At 67.0% G+C, this 21,530-nt stretch carries 22 protein-coding genes; 9 read left to right on the top strand and 13 right to left on the bottom strand.

The genetic code is table 11. From position 1 onward, the window contains the following. Positions 1 to 64: 64 nt before the first annotated feature. The 8 genes from PHP91_RS00350 to PHP91_RS00315 all read right to left on the bottom strand — a co-directional run bounded on the left by PHP91_RS00350 (position 65) and on the right by PHP91_RS00315 (position 5,095). On the bottom strand, positions 65 to 277 hold the full coding sequence (locus PHP91_RS00350) for a hypothetical protein (RefSeq protein ID WP_300135426.1): 213 nt from the start codon (positions 275 to 277) through the stop codon (positions 65 to 67). A gap of 101 nt (positions 278 to 378) precedes the next feature. Continuing rightward, entirely contained in the window at positions 379 to 1,026 is a 648-nt protein-coding gene (locus PHP91_RS00345; RefSeq protein ID WP_300135424.1) for a hypothetical protein, read from the bottom strand. An 18-nt stretch (positions 1,027 to 1,044) separates the two neighbouring features. Then, the gene (locus PHP91_RS00340) at positions 1,045 to 1,851 is read right to left on the bottom strand and encodes a YgcG family protein (protein ID WP_300135422.1); all 807 of its coding nucleotides are present in this window, start codon (positions 1,849 to 1,851) and stop codon (positions 1,045 to 1,047) included. Position 1,852: 1 nt separating this feature from the next. Then, complete coding sequence (locus PHP91_RS00335; protein WP_300135420.1) at positions 1,853 to 2,449, bottom strand: LemA family protein; 597 nt, start codon at positions 2,447 to 2,449, stop codon at positions 1,853 to 1,855. Between the two features lie 94 nt (positions 2,450 to 2,543). Next, on the bottom strand, positions 2,544 to 3,005 hold the full coding sequence (locus PHP91_RS00330; RefSeq protein WP_300135419.1) for a hypothetical protein: 462 nt from the start codon (positions 3,003 to 3,005) through the stop codon (positions 2,544 to 2,546). Positions 3,006 to 3,165: 160 nt separating this feature from the next. After that, a complete protein-coding gene (locus PHP91_RS00325; protein WP_300135417.1) occupies positions 3,166 to 3,783 on the bottom strand; it encodes a YigZ family protein in 618 nt (205 codons plus the stop codon). 46 nt (positions 3,784 to 3,829) lie between these two features. Further along, positions 3,830 to 4,645, bottom strand: a complete 816-nt coding sequence (locus PHP91_RS00320; protein ID WP_300135415.1) for an HD domain-containing protein — start codon at positions 4,643 to 4,645, stop codon at positions 3,830 to 3,832. A gap of 15 nt (positions 4,646 to 4,660) precedes the next feature. Continuing rightward, entirely contained in the window at positions 4,661 to 5,095 is a 435-nt protein-coding gene (locus PHP91_RS00315; RefSeq protein WP_300135413.1) for a cereblon family protein, read from the bottom strand. A gap of 86 nt (positions 5,096 to 5,181) precedes the next feature. On the opposite strand from PHP91_RS00315, the gene PHP91_RS00310 reads away from it, so the two are divergent. Beyond that, entirely contained in the window at positions 5,182 to 5,481 is a 300-nt protein-coding gene (locus PHP91_RS00310) for a hypothetical protein (protein ID WP_300135411.1), read from the top strand. A gap of 121 nt (positions 5,482 to 5,602) precedes the next feature. On the opposite strand, the gene PHP91_RS00305 is transcribed toward PHP91_RS00310, so the two are convergent. Continuing rightward, positions 5,603 to 6,214, bottom strand: a complete 612-nt coding sequence (locus tag PHP91_RS00305; RefSeq protein WP_300135409.1) for a LysE/ArgO family amino acid transporter — start codon at positions 6,212 to 6,214, stop codon at positions 5,603 to 5,605. Between the two features lie 301 nt (positions 6,215 to 6,515). Here PHP91_RS00305 and PHP91_RS00300 point away from each other — a divergent pair, with 301 nt between their 5' ends. The 7 genes from PHP91_RS00300 to PHP91_RS00270 all read left to right on the top strand — a co-directional run bounded on the left by PHP91_RS00300 (position 6,516) and on the right by PHP91_RS00270 (position 13,503). Next, on the top strand, positions 6,516 to 7,403 hold the full coding sequence (locus PHP91_RS00300) for a LysR family transcriptional regulator ArgP (protein WP_300135407.1): 888 nt from the start codon (positions 6,516 to 6,518) through the stop codon (positions 7,401 to 7,403). A 73-nt stretch (positions 7,404 to 7,476) separates the two neighbouring features. Continuing rightward, a complete protein-coding gene (locus tag PHP91_RS00295; RefSeq protein WP_300135405.1) occupies positions 7,477 to 8,118 on the top strand; it encodes a DUF2959 domain-containing protein in 642 nt (213 codons plus the stop codon). A 771-nt stretch (positions 8,119 to 8,889) separates the two neighbouring features. Continuing rightward, entirely contained in the window at positions 8,890 to 10,314 is a 1,425-nt protein-coding gene (locus tag PHP91_RS00290; protein WP_300135403.1) for a DASS family sodium-coupled anion symporter, read from the top strand. A 9-nt stretch (positions 10,315 to 10,323) separates the two neighbouring features. After that, complete coding sequence (locus PHP91_RS00285; RefSeq protein WP_300135401.1) at positions 10,324 to 11,259, top strand: universal stress protein; 936 nt, start codon at positions 10,324 to 10,326, stop codon at positions 11,257 to 11,259. Between the two features lie 262 nt (positions 11,260 to 11,521). Next, positions 11,522 to 12,946 carry a DNA integrity scanning protein DisA nucleotide-binding domain protein gene (locus PHP91_RS00280; RefSeq protein ID WP_300135399.1) on the top strand — a complete coding sequence of 475 codons (1,425 nt, stop codon included), beginning with the start codon at positions 11,522 to 11,524 and terminating at the stop codon, positions 12,944 to 12,946. A 23-nt stretch (positions 12,947 to 12,969) separates the two neighbouring features. After that, positions 12,970 to 13,194, top strand: a complete 225-nt coding sequence (locus PHP91_RS00275) for a competence protein ComEC (protein WP_300135397.1) — start codon at positions 12,970 to 12,972, stop codon at positions 13,192 to 13,194. Between the two features lie 174 nt (positions 13,195 to 13,368). Further along, complete coding sequence (locus PHP91_RS00270; protein WP_300135395.1) at positions 13,369 to 13,503, top strand: hypothetical protein; 135 nt, start codon at positions 13,369 to 13,371, stop codon at positions 13,501 to 13,503. On the opposite strand, the gene PHP91_RS00265 is transcribed toward PHP91_RS00270, so the two are convergent. From PHP91_RS00265 to PHP91_RS00250, 4 genes are all read right to left on the bottom strand, one after another. Further along, positions 13,480 to 14,574, bottom strand: coding sequence for a hypothetical protein (locus PHP91_RS00265; protein WP_300135393.1), 1,095 nt, complete (start codon positions 14,572 to 14,574; stop codon positions 13,480 to 13,482). The two genes, PHP91_RS00270 and PHP91_RS00265, sit on opposite strands and share 24 nt — an antisense overlap. Positions 14,575 to 14,638: 64 nt before the next feature. Beyond that, positions 14,639 to 15,700: a GGDEF domain-containing protein gene (locus PHP91_RS00260; protein ID WP_300135391.1), complete on the bottom strand. Its 1,062-nt coding sequence runs from the start codon at positions 15,698 to 15,700 to the stop codon at positions 14,639 to 14,641. Positions 15,701 to 15,776: 76 nt separating this feature from the next. Next, positions 15,777 to 16,700, bottom strand: coding sequence for an HD domain-containing phosphohydrolase (locus PHP91_RS00255; protein WP_300135517.1), 924 nt, complete (start codon positions 16,698 to 16,700; stop codon positions 15,777 to 15,779). 213 nt (positions 16,701 to 16,913) lie between these two features. After that, a complete protein-coding gene (locus tag PHP91_RS00250) occupies positions 16,914 to 20,582 on the bottom strand; it encodes a PAS domain S-box protein (protein WP_300135389.1) in 3,669 nt (1,222 codons plus the stop codon). 163 nt (positions 20,583 to 20,745) lie between these two features. Here PHP91_RS00250 and PHP91_RS00245 point away from each other — a divergent pair, with 163 nt between their 5' ends. After that, a complete protein-coding gene (locus PHP91_RS00245) occupies positions 20,746 to 21,510 on the top strand; it encodes a transporter substrate-binding domain-containing protein (protein WP_300135387.1) in 765 nt (254 codons plus the stop codon). Positions 21,511 to 21,530 lie beyond the last annotated feature (20 nt).

Below are 21,530 nucleotides of genomic sequence, written 5' to 3'. Positions count from 1 at the left end.
ATTGGTTGCATGTTGACCGATTGCGCGGCGGCATGTCGGAAGGAGGGGACGCCGGAGGGCCGGGTCAGAAAGGCGCGGACCGGCCCTCGCCGTCCGTCCAGTCGGCGGGCGAGGCGTCCCTTCCCCCTTCCCGCCGGGACGCGGCGTAATGGTCCAGCATCTCGTCCAGCAGGACGGCCAGCATCTCGGCATTGGGGCTTGGAGCGGACGCGCGCAACACGGTCAGCGCTCCCACAATGACGACCAGGGCCACGGCGACAAGGATGGCGGTGCACATGGATTTTCTCCTTATGCGCCACTCAACCACGCCCAGGTTACGGCAATACGGCGAACCGGTGACAGGCCGGTTAAATCGCGGGCGGGGACGGCCCTCCGGCCCTACCGCCGGGCTTCGCCCTCGATGATGAGGTTCGGGAGCTCGTCGGTGTCGTCGGCCTTGAGGGGGAAGTGCCGGGCGATGAGCTCGCCGCAGCGCTCCACGCCCCGGCACAGGGAGCGGCCGGGGCTGCCGGAGCGGATGCCCTCGGCGACCATGGCCACCACCTCCTGCCAGACCTCGGGGTTGACCTTGTCGTTGATCCCCTTGTCGGCCAGGACCTGGACCATCCGCTCGTAGACCGAGACGTAGATGATGATGCCGGTCATGTCGCGGGTGCGGTGCAGGCCGTTGGCGTGAAAGGCCGTGATGGCGGCCTCCTCCACCTCCTCGCGCATTTCGGCCCGGGTGATGAACGGCCGCCGCAGGCGCGGGTACATCATGAACAGCCGGGAGATGAGGACGTAGAACGGCAGGAACAGGGCCAGGAAGACCCAGAGGTCGTTGCGGCCCAGGAGCAGCGAGAGGACGAGGGCGGCCACGATGCCCAGGATCAGCCCGCCCAGGTGGGCGGCGCGCGGGTAGTCGTAGCTGATGGAGGCGATAACCGGGACGATCTCGCCCGAGGTGCGCGACTCAACGTCCTGGACGCACTTGATGAGCCGGTCCTGTTCGTTGCGGGTCAGAAATTGCTGTGCGGGTGTGCTCATGGTCGTTTCCGTTGGGGGTTACCAGTCGCCGGAGGCCCCGCCTCCGCCGAAACCGCCGCCGCCGAAGCCGCCGAAGCCGCCCCCGCCAAAGCCGCCCCCGCCGAAACCGCCGCCGCGCGGGCCGCCGAGAAGGCTGAGGAAGAACAGGGTGGCGGCCGCGGAGCCGGGCCGGTGGATGGTCCGGCCCTGAATGGCCTCGCCGCTGGACAGCGGGCTGTAGCGCCGCCTGCGGCCGAAGAGCTCGGTCAGGCCGATGATGAGGATCATGGGCACCACGATGAAGGGCAGGATGCCGCTGCGGGAGCGACGCCGCTCGGCCGCGGGCGGGGCCGAGTATTCGCCGCGCACCGCCCCGGCGATGGCCGCCACGCCGTCGATGAAGCCGGCGTCGTAGTCCCCGGCGCGGAAGTGCGGGCCGATGATGTTCTTGATGATCTGACCGGCCAGGATGTCGGTGAGCACGCCCTCAAGGCCGTAGCCGACCTCGATGCGGATCTTGTGGTCGCCCTTGCTGACGATGAGCAGGACGCCGTTGTCCGATCCCTTGTGCCCCACCTTCCACGCCTCGGCCACGCGGATGGAGAAGTCCTCCAGCGAGTCTCCCTCCAGCGAAGGGATGGTCAGCACCGCCACCTGGGTGGAGTCGGTGCGGTCCAGCTCCGCCAGCCGGTCCTCCATGGCCGCCTTGGCCTCGGCCGAGATCATGTGCGCCCGGTCGGTGACGTAGCCGGAAAAGGACGGCGCCTCCAGCGCACGGGCCGGAACGGCCGCCAGCAGGAGGACCGCGCAGAGCGCGGCCGGAAGCAGGACGCGGAGAGCGCGCATACTAGGAGGACGCTCCGAAGTTGACCTTGGGCGCGGTCTGCGCGCCGGGATCGGCCTGGAAGAACTGCTTGCGCTCCAGGTGGAGCAGCACGGAGTTGGTCAGCGAGTTCGGGAACTTGCGGATAGCGAAGTTGAAGTCCTTCACCGCGTCGTTGTAGCGCTTGCGGGCCACGGTGATGCGGTTCTCCGTGCCTTCGAGCTGGGTCTGCAGCCCCAGGAAATTCTGGTTGGCCCGAATCTCCGGATAGCGCTCCACCACCACCATCAGCCGCGACAGGGCCGAGGACAGCTCGCCCTGGGCCGCCTGGAACTTGGCCAGCGCCTGCTGGTCGCCCAGCATGTCGGGAGAAATCTTGGTCTGCGTCGCCTTGGCGCGGGCCTCGACAACGGCCTGCAAGGTGTCCTTTTCATGGGCGGCCGCCGCCTTGACCGTCTCCACCAGGTTGGGGATCAGGTCCGCCCGGCGCTGCAACGCGGCCTCCAGGTTGCCCCAGGCCGCAAAGACTTCCTCCTCCTGCTGCTGCATGGAGTTGTATCCGCATCCGGCCAGGGAAAGGACGGCCAGGAGCGTGAAAATCGTCAGGACGATGCGTTTCATGATTGTTCCACCGTGGTTTGTTGAAGGTTGGCGCATGTGCTTAAAGATGAGGCCCGCCAAGAAAATGTCAAGGCGGGCCCACCGGAATATCGCTCTACTTGCCGTTCTTCACGGCCGGTTTCTTCCTCGGCCGCTTGAGCCGCTTGCCCGCCGCCAGCAGCTTGCGCAGCTCCGCCGCCGCCGCCACCGGATCGTCCTCGTGCAGCAAGAACCGCTCCTTTGCCGTCTGGAAATGCCAGCCCGCAGGCCGCGTCAACAACTTGGCCCCGCGCGACTCCAGATAGTCCAGCGCCTCGGTCTCGGCCGCCACCTCCTCCAACTCCGCCAGGATCTCCCGCCGCTTGCGAATCTCCCGCATCTGGCTGGCTATCTCGTACGCCGAACGCAACACGTCGTCCGGCTGGATGTCCGTGTCCTTCTTCCGGCCGGAGAAATGCCGTTGCAGTTCGTTGAGGTCATCCTTGAGCTCCTTGATTTCGAAAAGAGCTGATTCCTTCGCTTCCTCAATCTTGTCGGACAGTTGCTTGTAGATGGCGCGGAGCTTCTGGTTGGACATGGCACCTGCTGTCGAGTTGCGGTTATCGTATTTGCCGTAAGGCTAGCCCATTTCCGCAACCCCTGGCAACCGTCCGGCCAATCAATTTTCGCCGGCAGAGGCAGGAGTCGAGGAGGAAAGGGTGCGGGGGAATGCCTCCGAAGACGTTCCCTCCCCCGCCTCACTCTCCCGTCGCCGCCACCATCGCCTTGCCGTCGGTGATCTCGGCCAGCCGTTCGGCGAAGGCCTCGGCGTGTTCCTCGGGCAGCTCCACGGTGAAGGCGGCGGATTCGGCGTAGGTTTCGCTTATGATGGCGGCTTCGAAATCGGGGAGCAGCCGCTTGAAGGGGGTGACGGCGGGGTATGGCAGGACCGTGACGAGGGTGGCGAGGTCGATTTTTTCTCGGGTTTCCAGGGTTTCCAGGGCGGCGTTGACCAGTTGGGTATAGGCGCGGACCAGGCCGCCGGTGCCGAGCTTGACGCCGCCGAAATAGCGGGTGACGACCACGGCGATTTCGCCGACGGGTCCGTGCAGGAGGGCGGCGAGCATGGGCTTGCCCGCAGTGCCGTGGGGCTCTCCGTCGTCGCTGAGGCCCACGGCTGCGGTGTCGCCGGGCGGCCCGGCGGCATAGGCCCAGCAGTTGTGGGTGGCGTCGGGGAACTCGGCGCGGACGGCGTCGATGAAGGCGCGGGCCGCGTCGGCGTCCGGGGCGTGGGCGGCGGTGGCGATGAACCGGCTGCGCTTGATGGACTGCTCCACGCGGCGGACGGCGGCGGGTATGGGGTATCGGCCGTGCATGGGTCTGGGTAGCCGCCGGGACAGGGCCGGGTCAAGGGCGGGGGGGCTATTTGGCGGATCGGCCGATGCCGGGGCGGCTGGTCGCGGCGATGAAGGCGAGATCGTCGCGCAATTGGGCCTTGATCGGGGCCATGGCGTCGTTGTCCGGCAGCTTGGCGAGCAGGGCCTCGTAATTGCCCGAGCGCTGCAACTCGTTGAAACTGTAATGATAATGCAGGTCGTAAATCCAGCAGCAGAGGAAGAGGACGAAATCGTTGGACCACTGGATGGCCGGGAACGGGATCAGGCGGCGCTCACGGGCGAGCTGGAGGGCCTGGTCGGACGCTCCTTCGGGGTCCCATTTGACGCCGAGCTTGAGCGCCTTGCCATGCGGGGCTTCGGGATTGAGGTATTTCAAGTTGTTGCGGATGGCGTCCAGCTTGTCGGCGTCGCGCACCACCTCCAGGACGAGGAGGGTGTCCGGGGCCAGGCCGTGGGGCGGGACGGCTGCGTTGTGGTGGCGAATGACGGCCAGGACCAGGGCGCGCTCGGCTTCGGGCAGAGGCGCGAGCAGGCCGGATTCGGCCACGATGTCGGCCCCGGCGGCGGCGTGGTTGTAGCCGGTGCGGTCGTCGTAGGTCTTTTGGCGCACGAGCTGGGGGAAGCGGCCCGCGTCGTGAAGCACGGCGGCCAGCTCGGCCAGGCGCGCCAGATCCGGCCGGTTGGGCAGTTCGCGGACGATGCCGCGCACGTGGCCGAGCACGCGCATGGTGTGGCGCAACTTGCGGTCGATGAGCGGCGCGTCGTCGCCCGCCTGGGCGCGGTGGGCGTCGGCATGGGCGCTCAGCCAGTTCAGGGCTTGGGTGAACAGTTCGTCGGGCATGGTTTCCTTTGCCGGTCAGGGCCGGTCCTCCTCGATGAGCGCGGCCAGGATCAGGCCGAAGAACCCGCCCCGGTCCGAGGTGTAGCGCCAGCCGAGCTGGGAGGCGCAACCCGCGCAGGTCACCACCTCCCAGGCGTAGCCCGGGAACCAGGTGAACTCCCCGGTCTTCGGCCCCCTGGGCAGGACGTTGCGCGCCGAGGCGAAGCAGCCGAGCTCGAAGACCATGCCGTGCGGGTTGACGAAGACATGTCGGTGCGCGCCGTTCACCGACATGGCCAGGTCCGGCCGGGTGATGGCGGTCCGGCAGGCGCGGCAGACCAGCGCGCGCCGGCCCTCGCCCTCCATGGGCCCGGGCCGCGAGCCGCCCTCCGGCAGGCCCTCCCGCCGGTCAAATCCGTTGCCGCCCCCCTTGCGCAGGGCCACGGGCTCCAACATTTCCACTGTCGCCATGGCTCGCTCCCCGGCACCACCCTACCCGAGGCGGGCGCGAAAGAGAAGCGCCGGGGCTTGACCCGCTCCCGCGCCGGGAATATTTTATGAAGATGCGACACCTCGCCACCGACCCCGGCTACCTGCGCCTGTGCGACGCCTGCTGCGACCTCTCGGGCACGGCCAAGGAAATGGTCAAGACCGGCGGCTGCACCTGCGACATCTGCGGCTTTTCCTGCAAATGCTGCGGCGACGACGGCAAGCAGTTCGTCAACCGCATCCCGGTCCGGGTCATCCCGGACGACGGCTGGCCCGAACTCCAGCGGCGCAACGCCAAAAGCCTCCTCCCCCTGGACTGGCAGGCCCTCTTCACCCTCGGCCGGGCCGACGAAATACCCGCGAAATAGCCCCGCCGCCCCCCTTTTCACGCCCAACGCGGATGGGATTTCATCTATACAATAAAATCAAATAGTCAGCGTAAACATAGTCAGCTATTTAGCTTTGAACCAGACAACATATAGCCAGCTATCAAGCGGTAGTGGAGCGGATCAGGGCGGCCGCTATGGTCCACATGGTCAGCCCGACCGCCACGTCGAGCACGCGCCAGGTGACCGGGCGGCTGAAGACCGGCGCGAGCAGCCTGCCGCCCAAACCGAGCCCCAGGAACCAGATGGTCGAGGCCGTGGCCGCGCCCAGCCCGAACCCGTACCGGTCCGGGACCGGGAACCGCCCGCTCACCGATCCCATCAGCACCACCGTGTCCAGGTACACGTGCGGATTGAGCAACGTCACCGCCAACGTCAACAACAGCGTGCGTCGCAAGCTCCCGCCCGACTCCGCGTCCGCCTCCATCAGCCCGCCCCGCCAGGCCGACCGGAACGCGCCCAGCCCATACCACCCCAGAAAAGCCGCCCCGCCCCAGGCCGCCGCCAGGGTCAGCACCGGGTTCGACGCCACCACCGCCCCCACCCCCGTCACCCCGAAGGCGATGAGCACCATGTCGCAGGCGATGCACACCAGCGCCACCGCCAGGGCGTGATTGCGCCGCACCCCCTGCGTCAGGACAAACGCGTTCTGCGCCCCGATGGCTATAATCAGCCCGCCGCCCATGCTCAGGCCTTGAATGTATGCTGCGGTCATATGGTATGTTCCTTGATGGTTATGCTGTGGGAAACACCTTCGGCGGCCCCGCCAAAGGCGATCCTTGTCGCTGCTGTCTTCATCCGTAAGGCTCGAAGACTCGCCAACGGCTGAAGCTCGAATCCATTCGCCGCTTTCGCGGGGGCGTAGCTTGGCAGAACGACGCATGCGCGGGTACGGACTGCTTGCTCGCCCCTGCCGCTTATCGAACGCCGGAGCGACGGGGCTCTTCTAGCCTGATGTCCAGGTGTGAGTACAACTAATAGTTTTCATGTTGGATTAGAACTGCTAATGATGAGGCATGTTGGATTACCGGTTGGTGGAGGCGTTTGCGGCGGTGGTGGCCGAGGGCGGGTTCGAGCGGGCGGCCGGGGTGCTGCACGTCACGCAGTCGGCGGTTTCGCAGCGGGTGAAGATGCTGGAGGAGCGGACCGGGTGCGTGCTGCTGGTCCGGTCGTCACCGCCGGAACCCACGGCGGCGGGGCGGGAGCTGCTGCGCCACTACCGGCAGGTTCGCTGGCTGGAGGCGGACCTCTCCATGGCCGGGGATGACGGCGAGTACGCAACGCTGCCGGTCGGCGTGAACGCGGACAGCCTGGCGACCTGGTTCTTCCCGGCAGTGCGGGATTACCTGGCGCGCGAACGGATGCTGCTCGACCTCCGGGTCGACGACCAGGCCGAAACACACCGGCTGCTCCGGGGCGGCGACGTCCTGGGTTGCGTGTCCGCCCGCGACGAGCCGTTCCAGGGCTGCCGGGCGGAATACCTGGGCGACATGGTTTACCGGCTGTATTGCACGCCCGAATACAAACATCGCTGGTTCCCGGACGGCGTGACGCTCGCGGGCATGGAGCGCGCGCCCATGCTGATCTTCAACCGCAAGGACGTCATGCACGGCGAGCTGCTGGCCGAGGCCCTGGGTGCGGCTCCGCCCGCCTACCAGGCGTTCTACCTGCCGTCGTCCGAACGGTTCGCCCCCACCATCGCCTCCGGCCTGGTCTGCGGAATGCTCCCGAACCAGCAGGCGGCCGAATTCGCGGCTCGGCGCGAACTGGTGGACCTGCTGCCCGGACACGCCGTGACCGTCCGCCTGCACTGGCATTGCTGGAACCTCGCCTCCCGGCGGCTCACGGGCTTCACCAATGCCCTGGCCGCGGGGGCCAGCCGGGAACTCGGCCGCGCGCCCTGACGTTGCCTGCCGCGGCCCTTTGTTGTATCCCTGTCCGGTTCCCGTATCATTGCGACCCCGAAGGAGTTTCCCCATGTCCCGTCTCACCGCCCTGGCCCTTTCCCTCTGCCTCCTCCTCGCCCTCGGCTGCCAGAAGGCCTATTACTCGGGCATGGAAAAACTCGGCTACGACAAGCGCGAAATCCTCTCCGACCGCGTCGAAAAAGCCCGCGAGTCCCAACAGGACGCCAAGGAGCAGTTCGCCAGCGCCCTCGAACGCTACAAAAGCGTCATCAACTTCGACGGCGGCCAACTCGAAGAAAAATACGAGACGCTCAAAGACGAATACGACGACTGCGAAGCCCGAGCCGAAAAAGTCCGCGACCGCATCGACTCGGTCGAAGACGTCGCCGACGCCCTCTTCACCGAATGGAACGAGGAAATAGGCCAGTACACCAACGCCAGACTCAAGGCCGACAGCCAAAAGAAACTCGCCGGCACCAAACGCAGCTACGCCAAGCTCATCAAGGCCATGAAACGCGCGTCCGCCAAAATGGACCCCGTCCTCGCCGCCTTCAAAGACCAGGTCCTCTACCTCAAGCATAACCTCAACGCCAAAGCCATCGCCTCCCTCGAAGGCGAATTGACCTCCATCCGCTCCAACGTCGACCGGCTCATCAAGGAAATGGAATCCTCCATCGCCGAAGCCGATTCGTTCATTAAGACGCTGCAATAGAAGAATGCCTCCGGCGGCCCTCCGGGGGCCCCTGGATTCGCCCCGTCCTGGGGCTCACCGCTTCGCGGCGCCGGCAAAGCCAGCGTCCAAATCCGCTGTCCTGCGGATTTGTCGGGGAGACCAGGGCGCTGCCCTGGACCCGCCAAAGGCGAGCCTTTGGAATCCACTCTCCGCTTTCGCGGGGGCGTAGCTTGGCAGAACGACTCATGTCCGCGGGGACGGACTGCTCGCTCGCCCCCGCCGTGCCGGGTAACGGCTGGGGCCGAGAAAAACGGGCGGGACTACGTGCTGCTTACCAAAACACCACCCGCCGCTTTTCTCGGCCCCAGCCGGGGTGTTTTTTGAAGACAAAGAAACAGGTCAATTTTCAAATCAAGAACCCGCCCCTGCCAATGTCTCAGACGCCGTAACGACAGGCCTTTCAAATCTTCACCAAGCAGTCCACACGGCGTGGGCTAGTGTCCGCGGAGATTCGAACGGTCCGTTTTCGTCCCGGAGGGCGAAAGCGGACCGTTCGGGTCTTCGCGGACGCCGCTTAGCCGCCGCCCGCCAATCCCCCCGCCACCAACTCCCAAACCCCCGCGCTACTCGCCCGCGCAGCGGAGAGTGGGGTGCAGGGGCTTCGTCCCTGCCGGGTCCAGGGCAGCGCCCTGGTCGCGCCGAAGGCGGCCCCGCTGGCAAGCGCCGCCGGAGGCCTCCCCTGCTCATGCCCGGCAACTTATCACATCAGGCGGGTTGGCGAGGTGGGGGCGGGTAGTGTAGGTTGGCGGCATGGTCCATTATTTGCGCGAGAAACGGTGGTTCATCATCACGTTGTTGCTTCAGGCGGCGATGTTGCTTGGGCCTGTGCCGGACGGCGTGACGCCCGAGGGATGGCGTGTGCTGGTGATGACGGTGGGCGCGACCATCTTGTTCATCACGGAGCCCATCCCATTGCCTGCGGTGGCGTTGCTGATCGTCTTGGGCCAGGTCTTTTTGCTGGGCATGGACTCGTCGGACGTGGCCCGTTCGCTGATGAAGGATTCGGTCCTGTTCATCATGGGCTCGCTGATGCTGGCGGTGGCGCTGGTCAAGCAGAAGTTGGACAAGCGGCTGGCGTTGCTGATCGTCCGGGTGACGGGTTCGAGCACGTATCGTATTGCGTTTGGTATTTCGATTTTTTCCGGAGTGCTGGCCTCGTTCATCGGCGAGCATACGGTGGCGGCCATGATGTTGCCGGTGGCGCTTTCGCTGCTGCAGTTGGGATCGGGCGACCCGGAGAAGCAGCGCGGGCTGGCTGTGCTGTTGCTGTTTTCCATTTCCTACGCCTGCGCCATGGCGGGCATCGGCACGCCGTCGGGCGGGGCGCGCAACGCGATCATGATCGACTACCTGCGCGACTTTTTCTATGCGCCGGACGACCCGGCCACGTGGGAGTATGGCGTCAGCTATTTGAAGTGGATGATCTATGCCTATCCGGTTTTTCTGGTGCAGTTGCCGTTGATGCACCTGATCCTGCGCCGGACGTTCCGGACGGACGTGCTGGACCTCGGCCCGGCGGTGGAGCGGCTCAAGGAGCAGGTGGGCGATGAAGGAGCCCTGACCGGGCGGCATTATGTGGCCATCGGGTTGTTTTTGTTCACGCTGGCGGGGTGGGTGCTGTTTTCGTCCAGGGTGGGGATGGGGACCATCGCCATTTTGGGCGCGGTGTTGTTCCTGGTGGCCGGGCTGGTGCGTTGGCAGGATTTGAATTCGGGCGTGAACTGGGGCGTGGTCTGGCTGTATGCGGCGGCGATTTCGCTGGGCGCGCAGATGCGCGAGACCGGGGCGGCGGCCTGGGTGGCCGGGCTGTTCATGGACGGGCTGGAGCCGGTGGGGCTCGGGTCGGGCATCGGGTTGCTGGGCGCGGTGATGGTCCTGACCACGCTGATAACGAACACCATGAGCAACGGCGCGGCCGTGGCTGTGCTCGGGCCGGTGGTGCTGTCCATCGCCGTGGGCGCGGACACCAACCCGCTGGCCGTGGGCATGATAACGGCCATGTCGAGCGCCTTCGCCTATTTCACGGTCATCGGAACCCCGGCCTCGACCATCGTCCATTCGTCCGGCTATCTGACGGCGGGCGATTTCCTGCGGGTGGGCTGGCGCATGGCGCTGATGTCCTTTATCGTGCTGTTGGCGGCGTCCAAGATCTACTGGCCCCTGGTGGGGCTGTAAGGAGCGGGCATGACCACGGAGGCGCGGAATTTCCGCATACTCATCAGCATCGGCGGCGGGCCCGAGGCGTATGCCGGGCTGCGTTTCGCCGCGCGGCTGGGCGGCCGCACCTGCGCGGACGTGGCCCTGCTCTATGTCCGGCCGCTGGACAGCGGGCTCCGGACCGGCGGACTGGAGTTGCGCGTGGCCCGGGAGAACGTGCTGGGCTGGGGTCTGGAGCTGCCGGGTATGCGCCACCTCAAGGCGGCGCGGGACATCCTGCTGGAGCTGGGGCAGATTCGCGAGGGCGGCGGCGACCCGTGGCGCTACCACGAGCTTTCCGGCGACGACGCGGGCGAGTGGGTGCGCGAGTACCGCAACCCCTGCGGCGGGGCCATCTCGTTGCGGCTTCGCACGGCCCCGGACGTGACCACGGCCGTGGTGGACGAGGCCGCCTCCTTTGGCGCGGACGTGGTCATCGTGGGCGGTTCGCCGCCGGTCGCGGGCGGGCTGCGCAAGCTGCTGGCGCGCAAGCCGCTCTCGCTCAGGATCGCGGCCCATGCGCGCTGCCCGGTCATCGTGGCCAGAGGCATGGAGCCCGGCCACGGCCTGCTGGTCTGCGTGGACGACACCGAGTCCAGCCGGGCCGCCCTGGCCGGAGCCGTCCGCTGCGCCGCCAACTGCGAGGGCGCGGTCGCCCTGCTCTCCGTGGCCGAGGACGAGGCCGGGGAACCGGCCGCGCGCCGGGCCGTGGAGCACGCGGCCGAAACCTTTCGCCGGGCTGGCATGGAGCCCGTGACCCAATTGATCGAAACCGGCAGGCCCGTGGAGGTCATCACCCGCCTGGGCGCGGCATACTCGCTCATCGTCCTGGGCGAATCCGAAAAACCCTGGTTCGCCAAGGCGTTCAGCGTGGCCCACGAAGTCGCCGCCCGCGCCGAAAGCTCGGTGCTGATCGTGAAATGAGCGAACCGGGGGAAGGGACCTGTCTGTTTTTCAACCATCTTGGATTGTTGGATTATTGGTGATTGGGGATTATTCCGCAACCATCAGCAATGGTCCGCAACGGGGATGGGAGGAAATGGCGGGAAAAGGTTGGCAGGAGCGGCCTCGGGGTATGAGAGTGAAAATATTCCCTTTCCCGGCAAGGGGTTCTGGACACGCCTGTCATTTTCGTCATACAGGGAAAGGGAGCATGCACACCCGAGACCCGTGAGACGGAGCCGTCATGAGCCAGTCCTCCTTCGAACACTTCTGCATCTTCCACATCCTGGATGGCCTCCGGGACGGGCTCTCCCATTTTTCCCAGCCCTCGCGGGCGGCCGTGATCTACGCCGTCAATCCGGACTCGCCCCCGCGCATCTGCGATCCCCAGGACCTGCTGCGCGGCCATGAACCGAAGCTGCGGGATTATTACCTGTATTCCAGCAAGTGGCGCGGCGCACTCGTGGCGGGCAACGAGCTGCGGCTCATCGAGAACGAGGCGGACGACCCGACGCTTTCCGGCACCATCACCCTGGCGGCCCGCTCCCGGACCATGCACTATCAACGCTGGTTCACCGAGGAGCACCCGGACATGTGCTCCGTGGGGCCCACCAAGCGCTGGCTGGAATACGCCATCGGGCTGGTCTCCCAGAACTTCGCCACCCAGGACGTCCAGAACCTGGACACCGCCGGTTTCGTGCTCCAGCACTGCGCCACCCACGCCGTGCGCGACTTCATCGTGGACGAGCGCAGCCGCATGGGCTGGCTGGACACCCGGGTGCGCATCTATCCCTTCCTGGACGCGGTGCTCGGCATTTCCGGCACCCAGGAGGAGGGCGAGCTGCCGCGCGGCCGCGTGGTGGTAGTTGAGCCGGACCAGTTGGACGAGGTCCGCTTCGTCTGCCGGTTTCCGGACATGGAGCAGCCCATGCTCTCGGACACAAAGCACGTGCGCAAGCTGCTCCAGGCCGTGGAGGACTCCGGCCGGGTCCTGGTGGCCGACGGCAAGCGGGTCCTGGGCATCGCCATCGGCCCCATGCCCGGCGCGTACCTGATAGCGCAGTTCAGCGCCGCGCGCGGCTTCCTGTGGCTCAAGGACCAACTGGTCTGCACATTTTTCGACGGCGGGTTCCACTCCTCCAACCTGCGGGCCAACCTGGTCCAACTGGAGGAGCAGTTGCTGGAAACCGACATGACCATGGAGGACCAGCACACCCTCATGCAGGCTCTCAGCCTGATGGTCAACCGCGTCCGCGACCGCAAGCACGGCTGCACCCTGGTCATCGACACCGGCGAGAAGCTGCTGACCATGTCCGGCCAGCACTTCGAGCGCCCGCTCGACCTCAAGGAGAGCAGCGAGCTCAAGCTGGCCTGCTCCCTGGCCAAGCTGGACGGCGCCCTGCACGTGGGCCGCGACCTCAAGCTGCACGGCTTCGGCTGTCTCATGGACGGCCGGTCCGTGCCGGGCGAAAACCGGGCCAGAGGCGCGCGTTTCAATTCCGCCCTGCGCTTCACGGCCGAGCACGATCAGATCATCGTGGTGGTGGTCTCGTCCGACCGGCCGGTCTCCATCATCAAGAACGGCGTGGAGCTCACGGCCCTGTGCCGGTTCGGCCAGATCCACGGCCTGTCCCGCCCGCCCCTGCTGGCCGAGTGGATCATGAGCTGACCCGGCCCCGCCCGGAACGCCCCGTGAACGGTCCCTGGATCACCGACCCCGTCCTCTGGCTCCTGGCCCTGCCCGCCCTGGCGGCCTCCGGCCTGCTCGCCCAGATGGCCCTCAGCCTCTTTTCCTGCTGCGCCACCTTCCGGCTGCGCGGGCGGGCCGTGCGCCTCAAGTGGTGGATGATCCCGGCGGCCTCGGCCGCCGCCGCCCTGCTCTGGGCACTGGCCGCCCTTTACATCTTCCTGCGCTGACACGCGTCACCCAAATTCCGTTCGCGCGTAACCATCGCGACATGGAGGCGTCACCAATGCGGCGGCGCATTCCCCGCGCGCGGCATAGTGTCTGGGCTTCAACCAACGTCCTGTCCACGAGGGAGGCCCCGCATGGTCCTTTGGTACAACCACCCGAAATATACGACGGAATATATGTCAGGCCAACTGGCCGACATCTGCGACAAGGTCGGGCGCGAAACACGGCGCATGATCCTGGTGGCCATGGCCGCCACGGCCCTGATGGTCGTGGTCCAGGGCGCGTATCTACTTGAGCTGCTTGGCGCGTAGCCGCCGGATCAGCAGCCAGGCGGGCAGCGCCAGGAAGAGCGCGGGCAGCCACATGCCCGCCGCCCCCAGGGCGGAGGCGGGTTCTGGCGGGTCCACGGGATTGATCCCCGCGCACACAGCGGGCAGCCGGTCGGCCGGAATGCCGAACCGGGCCAGCACCGTCAGGTCCACCACGGCGCGAGGTTTCACGCCCTGCGACGCCGCCTCCCCGGCCCCTTCCCGGAGCCGGGCGGCCAGGTTCGCGGCCTCGCGCGCCTGGTCCTCGCCCACCGCCACCACCCCGCCGAGCACGCCGTCGCCCAGGAAACGGTCGGTCAGGACGTAGACCGGGGCCTGACTGCGCCTCGCCACCATGCGCGCGCAGCCGTCCTCGTCCACGGGGTTGCCCGCCTTGTCCAGGGCGAAACGCAGGAACAGGACCGCCCCGCCCACGGGCACGCTCCCGGCCACCGAGGCCAGGTCGGACTCGTCCAGCCCGCCGTCGTCGCCGGGCTCGTGGCCGGGAAAGATCAGCCGGGCGCGGTCCAGGTGCGGCTCCATGGCCGCCTCCACCCGGGCTCGCAACGGCTGGTTCGCCACGTCGTCGTCCATGAGCGCCACCACGATGGAAGTCTCGGGCCGCAGCCTGAAGATGAGGTCCACCGTCCACTCCACCCCGAGCCGGAGCGGCACGCCCGAGCAGCGGCCGCACTGCTCCGCGATCCCGGCCTCGGGCCTGGACATGCCCAGGTAGATCACGGGCGCGTCGCCGAACAGCTCGCCCCGGTACTTGCGGGCGAAGGCGAAGGCCACCTCGCCGTCGGCCACCACCGCGTCCGGGGTGCGCGCACACCAGTCCGGGCAGAGCCGGTCGTGCAGCGTCTCGAAGAACTCCTCGCCCTCCTCGGCGTCTCCCAAAAAGATCTCGGACACCCGGCAGGCCGGGTCGTCCCCGGCGCACAGGCCGCGCGCCACGGACCGGGTCCAGCCGTCCGCCGATCCGGCGGAATGCAGGAGCGCCACATCCCCGGCCAGGCACGAGAGGGCCAGACACGGACAGGTCATGGCCGCCAGCGCAACGCCAAGGATCACCAGCCATCGGAAAGTCTGTTTATGCAACATTTCGTGCCGATAACGACCGGCGCTTGCCGGTAAGCTATTTGTCGCCCACGCCGTGGGCCGCCACGTTGTTTCGGCCGCTGTTCTTGGCCCGGTACAGGGCCGCGTCCGCCGTGCTGACCAGCTTGCCCGCGTCCCAGCCGGGCTGCCACTGGGCCACGCCCGCCGAGACCGTGAAGCGCACCGGGGTCTCGGAGAGCTGCCCGTCGTTGCGCGGCCGGAAGTCGTAGCGCTCCACCTCGCACCGGATGGACTCGGCGCAGAGCAAGGCGATGTTCTGGGGGATGTTCTTCAGGATCACGACCAGCTCCTCGCCGCCGTAGCGGGCCGCGAAGCCCCGGTACTGGATGGCGTTGGCCGAGACGATGCCCGCCAGGACCCGGAGCACGTCGTCGCCCACCTGATGGCCGTGGGTGTCGTTGACCCGCTTGAAGTGATCCACGTCGAACATGATGAGGGACAGGGGCAGGGAATCGTCCGTCTGGGCCGACACGGTCTCCTGCAGGTAGGCGTCCAGGGCGCGGCGATTGTGCAGCCCGGTGAGCAGGGGGTCGAAGTTGGCGGTGCGCTCCAGCATCCGGGCCCGGTCGTTCAGTTCCCTGGCCTCCTCCCGGAACTCCTGGATGAGCTCCTGGAACATGTCACGCACACGGGAGACGATGGCCGAGCGCTCCTCGGAGGACTCGATGACGCCCACGGTCCGGTCCCGGAAGTCGTCGAGCTTTCGGGTCTGGCGTTCGCTGTTGCCCCGGATGGAGTCGATGACCGCGTCCATCTCCTTGAGCAGGGCCACGGCCGACCGCCTCTCCAGGGCCAGCGACTCCTCCAGCTCCAGGGCGCCGATGGTCTGCATCAGGTACATGTCGAGCATGGCGACGACCGCGTCGAACCGCTCGTGCGAGAAGTCCTTGCGCGCCAGTTCGCGGAAGACCTCCTGCTGTATCTCCCGCTTCTTCTCGTCGGAATAGACCGTGAGGTGCCGCAGCAGGTTGCGCACAAAGAGGACGACGGCCAGCCAGTCCGGATCGTCGCCGATGCCGAACCGCTTGAGGATGTCGGGGAAACAGAGTCCAACGTCTTTTTTTCGAGTCGATGCCATGGGGATGCTCCTGATTTCGCTATACCTTGCGCGCGGGGACAGGCCAAGGGTTTTCCGCTCCGGAGGAATGCGAAAATCAGATCATGTCCGCGCCGCTCAGCACGGCCACGAACCGCTTGAACACGACCATGTCCAAGGCCTGGCGCATGTCGTGGCGCATGAGGGTCAGGGCCTCGTAGGGGGGGATGGCCTCGGCGTAGGGCCGCTCCGTGGTCAGGGCGTCGTAGACGTCGGCCATGGAGATGATGCGCACCGGCAGGGGCAGGTTGTCGCCCTTGAGCCCGGCCGGATACCCGGTGCCGTCCAGCTTTTCGTGGTGGAAGAGGATGCAGTTGATGGTGTTCTGGGTCATGGGCAGGTGGGCGCACATGGACACCCCGTGGACCGGGTGCTCCTTGATGACCGCCCGCTCGGACATGGTCAGAGCCCCCCGCTTGTTCAGGATGCGCCGGGGAATCTTGGCCTTGCCCACGTCGTGGAGCAGCGCACCCAGGGCGCACTCGAAGATCTCGGTGTCGCTCATGCCGTAGGTCTGGAAAACGGCCACCGAATAAATAAAGACGTGCATGCAGTGGGTGTACGTCTTGTAGTCGTGGGAGATGAAGGGGGCCACGGTGGACAGGGTGTTGTCCGAGGCCAGGAACTTGATGGAGCTCTTGACGATCTCCGCGATGCGCTCGAAGTGCCGGGCCCTGAGCGCGGTGGGCAGCCGGTTGTCGAAGACGTCCTGCATGACCACGGCGGACGCCTCGTAGAAGACGCGGGACCTGAGCTTGATGGGCAGGGACTCGTCCAGCAGGATGGACCCCAGGTTGCGCTCGATGTACTGCTCGTACTGCGCCTTTTCCGAACTGCGGACGTAGACCTCATTGACCCCGTTGCTGTGCAGCGACTGGCGGTGGCGAAGCGTGAACTTCTGCCCGGAACGGGTATAGAGGACGAAGTCCCCTCCCTGCCAGAGGTAGACGGAGAAATCCCCCAAAGCCTCCGGGAACAGCATCACCGGAGACACCGGGAAATAGGAGACCGGACGGGCGGCTCGGGACAACACAGCCATCCGGTCAGCAATAGTGCAGATCGACAACAAAATCTAGTTAAAATCGTGAATTTTGCTAGACCATCCGCCGTCACGCCCCCTTGTCCGTCCGAGTTATCCACACCCCTTTCCGGGCGGCGCGGCGGACCGGGAGTCCTCCCTGACGGCGCTCGCGGGTCATTCCCGGCGAAAGAACAGCCGGGCCAGGGTATCCTCCAGCCCCTTCATGTCCACCGGCTTGGCGATGTAGCCGGTCATGCCGTTCTTCATGAACATCTCCCGGTCCCCGATCATGGCGTGGGCGGTCATGGCGATGACGGGGATGTCCGGATCGATGCCGGAGCCGGGCCCGGCCGAGCGGATCAGCCCGGTGGCCTCCAGCCCGTCCATGCCCGGCATCTGGATGTCCATGAACACCCCGTCGAAGGCGTGCCTGCGCAGCATCTCGATGGCCTCCTCGCCGTTCTGCGCGGTCCGGACAGCGTGGCCCAGCTTGGCCAGCATGCGCTCGGCCATGAGCCGGTTGACCCGGTTGTCCTCCACCAGGAGCAGGGAGAGCCGCCGGGGCGGAGGAGGAGGCGCCAGGCGGGCGGCGCTTTCCTCGGCCCTGCTCGACGGCTCGTAGCCCAGGCTGAAGGCCATGTGCACGGTGGTGCCCCGGCCCTCCTCGGTGTCGATGGACAGAACGCCGCCCATGAGGCTGACCAGCCGCTTGACGATGCCCAGGCCCAGCCCCGTGCCCTGGTGGCGGCGCATGTAGGAGCCGTCCACCTGGGTGAAGGGCTCGAAGATGCTGCGGATGGCGTCGTCCGGGATGCCGATGCCCGTGTCGCGCACCGAGAAGAGCAGGCGCAACCGGTGGACGGAGGGGTCCAGGTGGAGCAGGGAGACCTCGAGGGCCACCTCGCCCCGCTCGGTGAACTTGACGCCGTTTCCCACCACGTTGAACAGGATCTGCCGCAGGCGGCTCTTGGCCCCCACCAAGGTGTCCGGGAAGTCGCCGTAGATGCGGCTGTAGAGGGCCAGCCCCCGCTCCACCACCTGCCCCCGGAAGGTCGAGACCACGTCCTGGACCAGGGTGGCGAGCGAAAAGCGCTCGGCCACCACCTCCAGCTTGCCCGCCTCCATCTTGGAAAAATCCAGGATGTCGTTGAGGATGGAGAGGAGGCTGCGGCCCGAGGTCAGGGCGGTGTCCACGTAGTCCCGCTGCTCCTCGGTGAGCCGGGTGGTCTGGGCCAGTTGAAGCATACCGAGCACGCCGTTGAGCGGGGTGCGCAGCTCGTGGCTCATGTTGGCCAGGAATTCATTCTTGGAATGGTTGGCGGCCTCGGCCAGGTCGCGGGCCATGCGCAGGTCCTGCTCGATGCCCTTGCGCTCGATGGCCAGGGCCACCTGCTCGGAGACCGAGACCAGCAGGTTCACATCCCGGTCCGAATACTGAAAGGGGTTAGAGTAGGACTGCACTGCCATGACCCCGACCACCTCGCCCTTGACCCGGAGCGGCACGCCCAGCCAGGCCTCGGACCGGGTGCCGAGCATGGACGCGTCGTCCGCTCCCCGCTCGCGCAGGAAGGCTTCGCGCACCATGCAGACCGCGCCAGCGCCGCCCGCGGACCGGGGCCGGTCGCGCTCGGGCAGCTCGCGGGTGGTGACCAGCAGAGGGCGGCCCGTGCGGATGACCTCCACGGACAGGCTGGTGGCGCTGGCCTCGTGGATGAGGAAGACCGCCCCCCGGAAATCGTCGTGCGCGTCCTCGAAGTAGGTGAACTCCAGCCGGGTCCGCCGCCGGTCCAGCAGGGCGATGAAGAAGTTGGCCGCCTCGATGGCCTCGTCCAGCACGGCGTGGATGTGCTCATAGAGCTCGCCCAGGTCCGAGGTCGTGGTCACGGCGTTGGAGATCTGGTAGAGCATCCGGGTCACGGTCTCGTTGAAGCGCCGCTCCGTGATGTCCAGGATGGTCCAGATGACGCCCTGGGACAGGTCGGCCCGGTCCATGGCCTGGGCCGAAAGCTGGGTCCAGATGAGCGCGCCGTCGGCGCGGCGGAACTGCTGTTCGGTCTGGTACGCGCCGGCGGTGACCAGGCCGTGGATGCAGCGGCGGCGAAAGCTCCGGTACTGCCGCTCGGAGGGGAAATAGCGCGAGGGATGGTCCCCCGCCAGGCTCTCCGGGGTGCGGCCGAAGATATCCGCCCCCCGCTGGTTGATGCGGACGATGGTGTCGTCGTCGAACAGGCCCACGCCGAAGATGGCGTTGTCCTGGATGGCCTCCACCTGCTCCAGGGCCTCGCGCAGCCGGTCCTCGGCCAGCTTGCGCTCCGTGATGTCGCGCGAGACCGTGGCCACATGGCTGACCCGGCCGTCCGCCCCGGAATAGGGATACATGAACACTTCGTAATCCCGCTCCCCGCTCCCGGGGAACGAGAACCGGGCCTGGTAGGAAACCGTGTGCCCTTCGAGGCAACTACTGAAATGGGGCTGGATGTATTCCCGGAACGACTCCTCGCCCCAGACCTCGGCCACGGAACGGCCCACCACCGCCTCACGGGGGCGGCCCAACTGTTCGAGGTAGGCCCGGTTGGCCGCCTCGTAGACGTGGTCCCGGCTGGAGAGGGTCATCAGATCGTGGGAGGCGTTGGCGATGAACTCGTATTTCTCCAGCGCCGCCTCCAGGTCCTTGCGGGCCGTGATGTCCGAAAAAGAGATGAAGACCACCCTGGCCCCGTCCAGCTCCATGAGCGCGGCCGAGGCCTGGCACCAGAACCGGCTCCCGTCCGTTCGGCGCATCAGGAGCTCCACGCCGCTGAGCCGCCCCTGGGCCAGCAGGCGCTCGGCCAGGCGGTCGCGGGAGGCTGGGTCGTCGTAGAACCGGCGCGCCCGCAGCCCCACGGCCTCCTCCAGGGGGAATCCGAACTGCTCGGAAGCCCGCCGGTTGGCGAAGAGGGTCCGGCCGGTCTCCAGGTTGACGATGACGATGGGCAGGGGCGAGGCGTCAAGCATGGCCCGCATCCGCTCCTCGTTCTGGCGCAGCTTTTGCGCATATTCCTGCTGCCGGGTCATGTCCGAGAACACGCCGACGATGCCGGCCGGGCTCCCGGACCGGCCCCGAAAGACCGCCTTGCGCACGATGAGGTGGCGCGCCTTGCCGTCGATGACGCTGTCAATATCGCGGGCCTGGGCCTCGTCCGGGCGGGCCAGCAGCCGCCGGTCCATTTCCTCGTACACGGCCGCCTCCGCCGCCGGGCTCACGTCGGAAACCCGCAACCCGAGCAACGCCTCGCGAGGCCTGCCCATGAACGCGGCGAAGGCCTGGTTGCAGCCCAGGTACCGCCCCGCGAGGTCCTTGTAGAAGATGTGGTCGGGCACGGCGTCGATGATGACCTGAAGAAAGGCGAGCTGGTTGGCCAGGGCCTCCTGGGCGCGCTCGCGCTCGCAGGTCTCGTGGGCCAGCCTCCGGCCCTGGGCAGCCAGGTAGCCCGCCCGCTCAAAGGCCTTGCACAGGGCATGGTCCAGTTCGTCCAGGACATCCCCGTCCTTGACCACGAAGTCCCAGGCCCCGTTGCGCATGGCCCGGATGGCGTCGTCGCGGCCGGTGGCGCCCGAGATGACGATGAGCGGTGTCGTCTCCGACCGGGACGCCAGCTCGGCCAGCACCATGTGGCCGTCCATGCCGGGCATTCGCAGGTCCACCAGCACGGCGGAAACGCCCCCCCCGGCGAACAGCGCCAGCCCGGACGGCCCGTCCCCGGCGGCGGAGACCCGGTGGCCGCGCCGCTCAAGATGGCTCGCCACCAGGTCCCGGAAGGACGCGTTGTCGTCTATGAGCAGTACGTGTTTTTTCCCCGGCACAGCCGCTCCCTGGCGCTGGATGACTTTCGACTGAACAACCGCTTACTCCGAACCGCGACAAAAGGTTATTATTATTCCGCGACCGTCACAGTCCCAAGCTTGTCTCACGCCCCGGAACCGGGTATCGTCCAACACCAACCCGTAATTTTTCAGGAGAAACGCCATGCGAACCCTGCTGCTCGCCGCCCTGCTCGGCCTGACCGTGCTGGCCGCTCCCGCCCAGGCCCGGCCGGTGAAGTTCGTGGCCGACATCGACTTCGCGCCCTATTCCATGCTCATCGACGGCGCTCCGGCAGGCATCGACGTGGAGCTGCTCCAGGCCGCGGCCGACAAGGCGGGCGTCACCATCGACATCGAGCTGAAGCCCCTGGACCAGGTGCTGCGAATGCTCAAGGACGGCTCCTGCGACGGGGCCTTCGCCCTGTTCCGCAACCCGGAGCGCGACAAGATCGGCCTGTTCATGGAGGCCTCGCCCGTGCACAGCAGCGATTTCGTCCTGTTCACCAAGGTGGGCGACACCTTCCCCTTCGGCGCATACGACGACCTGAAGGGCAAGACCGTTGGCCGGGTCCAGGGCACTTTCCTGGGCGAGGCCTTCGCCGACGCCGCGTCGGCCGGCCTGGTGGCGGTCAAGGACTATCCGGACCTCTCCTCCAGCCTGCGCGGGCTGATAATGGACGAGACCCAGGCCTTCGCGGGCAACATCGACGTCACCTACTACCGACTCAAGGCCATGGGCATGACCAGCTCCATCACCTACCTGTCCAAGAAGCTGGTGGACCAGCAGCCCGCCTACCTGGCCATGTCGCGCGCGGCGGACCTGCCGGAGAAGGAGGACGTCCTCCAGCGCCTGGGCGAGGCCCTGGACCAGATGCGCCGGGACGGCGCCTACAACAAGATCGCCCGGCGCTATCTCTTCCGCTACTAGGCGGCTGCCGACGGAATGTT

This window comes from Pseudodesulfovibrio sp. (assembly GCF_028692895.1).
In the GTDB taxonomy this organism is placed as follows: Bacteria; Desulfobacterota; Desulfovibrionia; order Desulfovibrionales; family Desulfovibrionaceae; genus Pseudodesulfovibrio.
Note: the sequence above shows the minus strand (reverse complement) of the source record. Positions and strands in the feature narration are given on the sequence as shown.

Excerpts from the sequence above, each read along its gene's own strand:
- PHP91_RS00310 (WP_300135411.1), top strand. The coding sequence starts at position 5,182 with ATGAAGATGCGACACCTCGCCACCGACCCCGGCTACCTGCGCCTGTGC.
- PHP91_RS00290 (WP_300135403.1), top strand. The coding sequence starts at position 8,890 with ATGGTCCATTATTTGCGCGAGAAACGGTGGTTCATCATCACGTTGTTG.
- PHP91_RS00330 (WP_300135419.1), bottom strand. The coding sequence starts at position 3,005 with ATGTCCAACCAGAAGCTCCGCGCCATCTACAAGCAACTGTCCGACAAG.
- PHP91_RS00280 (WP_300135399.1), top strand. The coding sequence starts at position 11,522 with ATGAGCCAGTCCTCCTTCGAACACTTCTGCATCTTCCACATCCTGGAT.
- PHP91_RS00295 (WP_300135405.1), top strand. The coding sequence starts at position 7,477 with ATGTCCCGTCTCACCGCCCTGGCCCTTTCCCTCTGCCTCCTCCTCGCC.
- PHP91_RS00255 (WP_300135517.1), bottom strand. The coding sequence starts at position 16,700 with ATGCTGTTCCCGGAGGCTTTGGGGGATTTCTCCGTCTACCTCTGGCAG.
- PHP91_RS00305 (WP_300135409.1), bottom strand. The coding sequence starts at position 6,214 with ATGACCGCAGCATACATTCAAGGCCTGAGCATGGGCGGCGGGCTGATT.
- PHP91_RS00350 (WP_300135426.1), bottom strand. The coding sequence starts at position 277 with ATGTGCACCGCCATCCTTGTCGCCGTGGCCCTGGTCGTCATTGTGGGA.
- PHP91_RS00340 (WP_300135422.1), bottom strand. The coding sequence starts at position 1,851 with ATGCGCGCTCTCCGCGTCCTGCTTCCGGCCGCGCTCTGCGCGGTCCTC.
- PHP91_RS00325 (WP_300135417.1), bottom strand. The coding sequence starts at position 3,783 with ATGCACGGCCGATACCCCATACCCGCCGCCGTCCGCCGCGTGGAGCAG.
- PHP91_RS00335 (WP_300135420.1), bottom strand. The coding sequence starts at position 2,449 with ATGAAACGCATCGTCCTGACGATTTTCACGCTCCTGGCCGTCCTTTCC.
- PHP91_RS00315 (WP_300135413.1), bottom strand. The coding sequence starts at position 5,095 with ATGGCGACAGTGGAAATGTTGGAGCCCGTGGCCCTGCGCAAGGGGGGC.
- PHP91_RS00245 (WP_300135387.1), top strand. The coding sequence starts at position 20,746 with ATGCGAACCCTGCTGCTCGCCGCCCTGCTCGGCCTGACCGTGCTGGCC.
- PHP91_RS00345 (WP_300135424.1), bottom strand. The coding sequence starts at position 1,026 with ATGAGCACACCCGCACAGCAATTTCTGACCCGCAACGAACAGGACCGG.
- PHP91_RS00285 (WP_300135401.1), top strand. The coding sequence starts at position 10,324 with ATGACCACGGAGGCGCGGAATTTCCGCATACTCATCAGCATCGGCGGC.
- PHP91_RS00260 (WP_300135391.1), bottom strand. The coding sequence starts at position 15,700 with ATGGCATCGACTCGAAAAAAAGACGTTGGACTCTGTTTCCCCGACATC.
- PHP91_RS00300 (WP_300135407.1), top strand. The coding sequence starts at position 6,516 with ATGTTGGATTACCGGTTGGTGGAGGCGTTTGCGGCGGTGGTGGCCGAG.
- PHP91_RS00270 (WP_300135395.1), top strand. The coding sequence starts at position 13,369 with ATGTCAGGCCAACTGGCCGACATCTGCGACAAGGTCGGGCGCGAAACA.
- PHP91_RS00320 (WP_300135415.1), bottom strand. The coding sequence starts at position 4,645 with ATGCCCGACGAACTGTTCACCCAAGCCCTGAACTGGCTGAGCGCCCAT.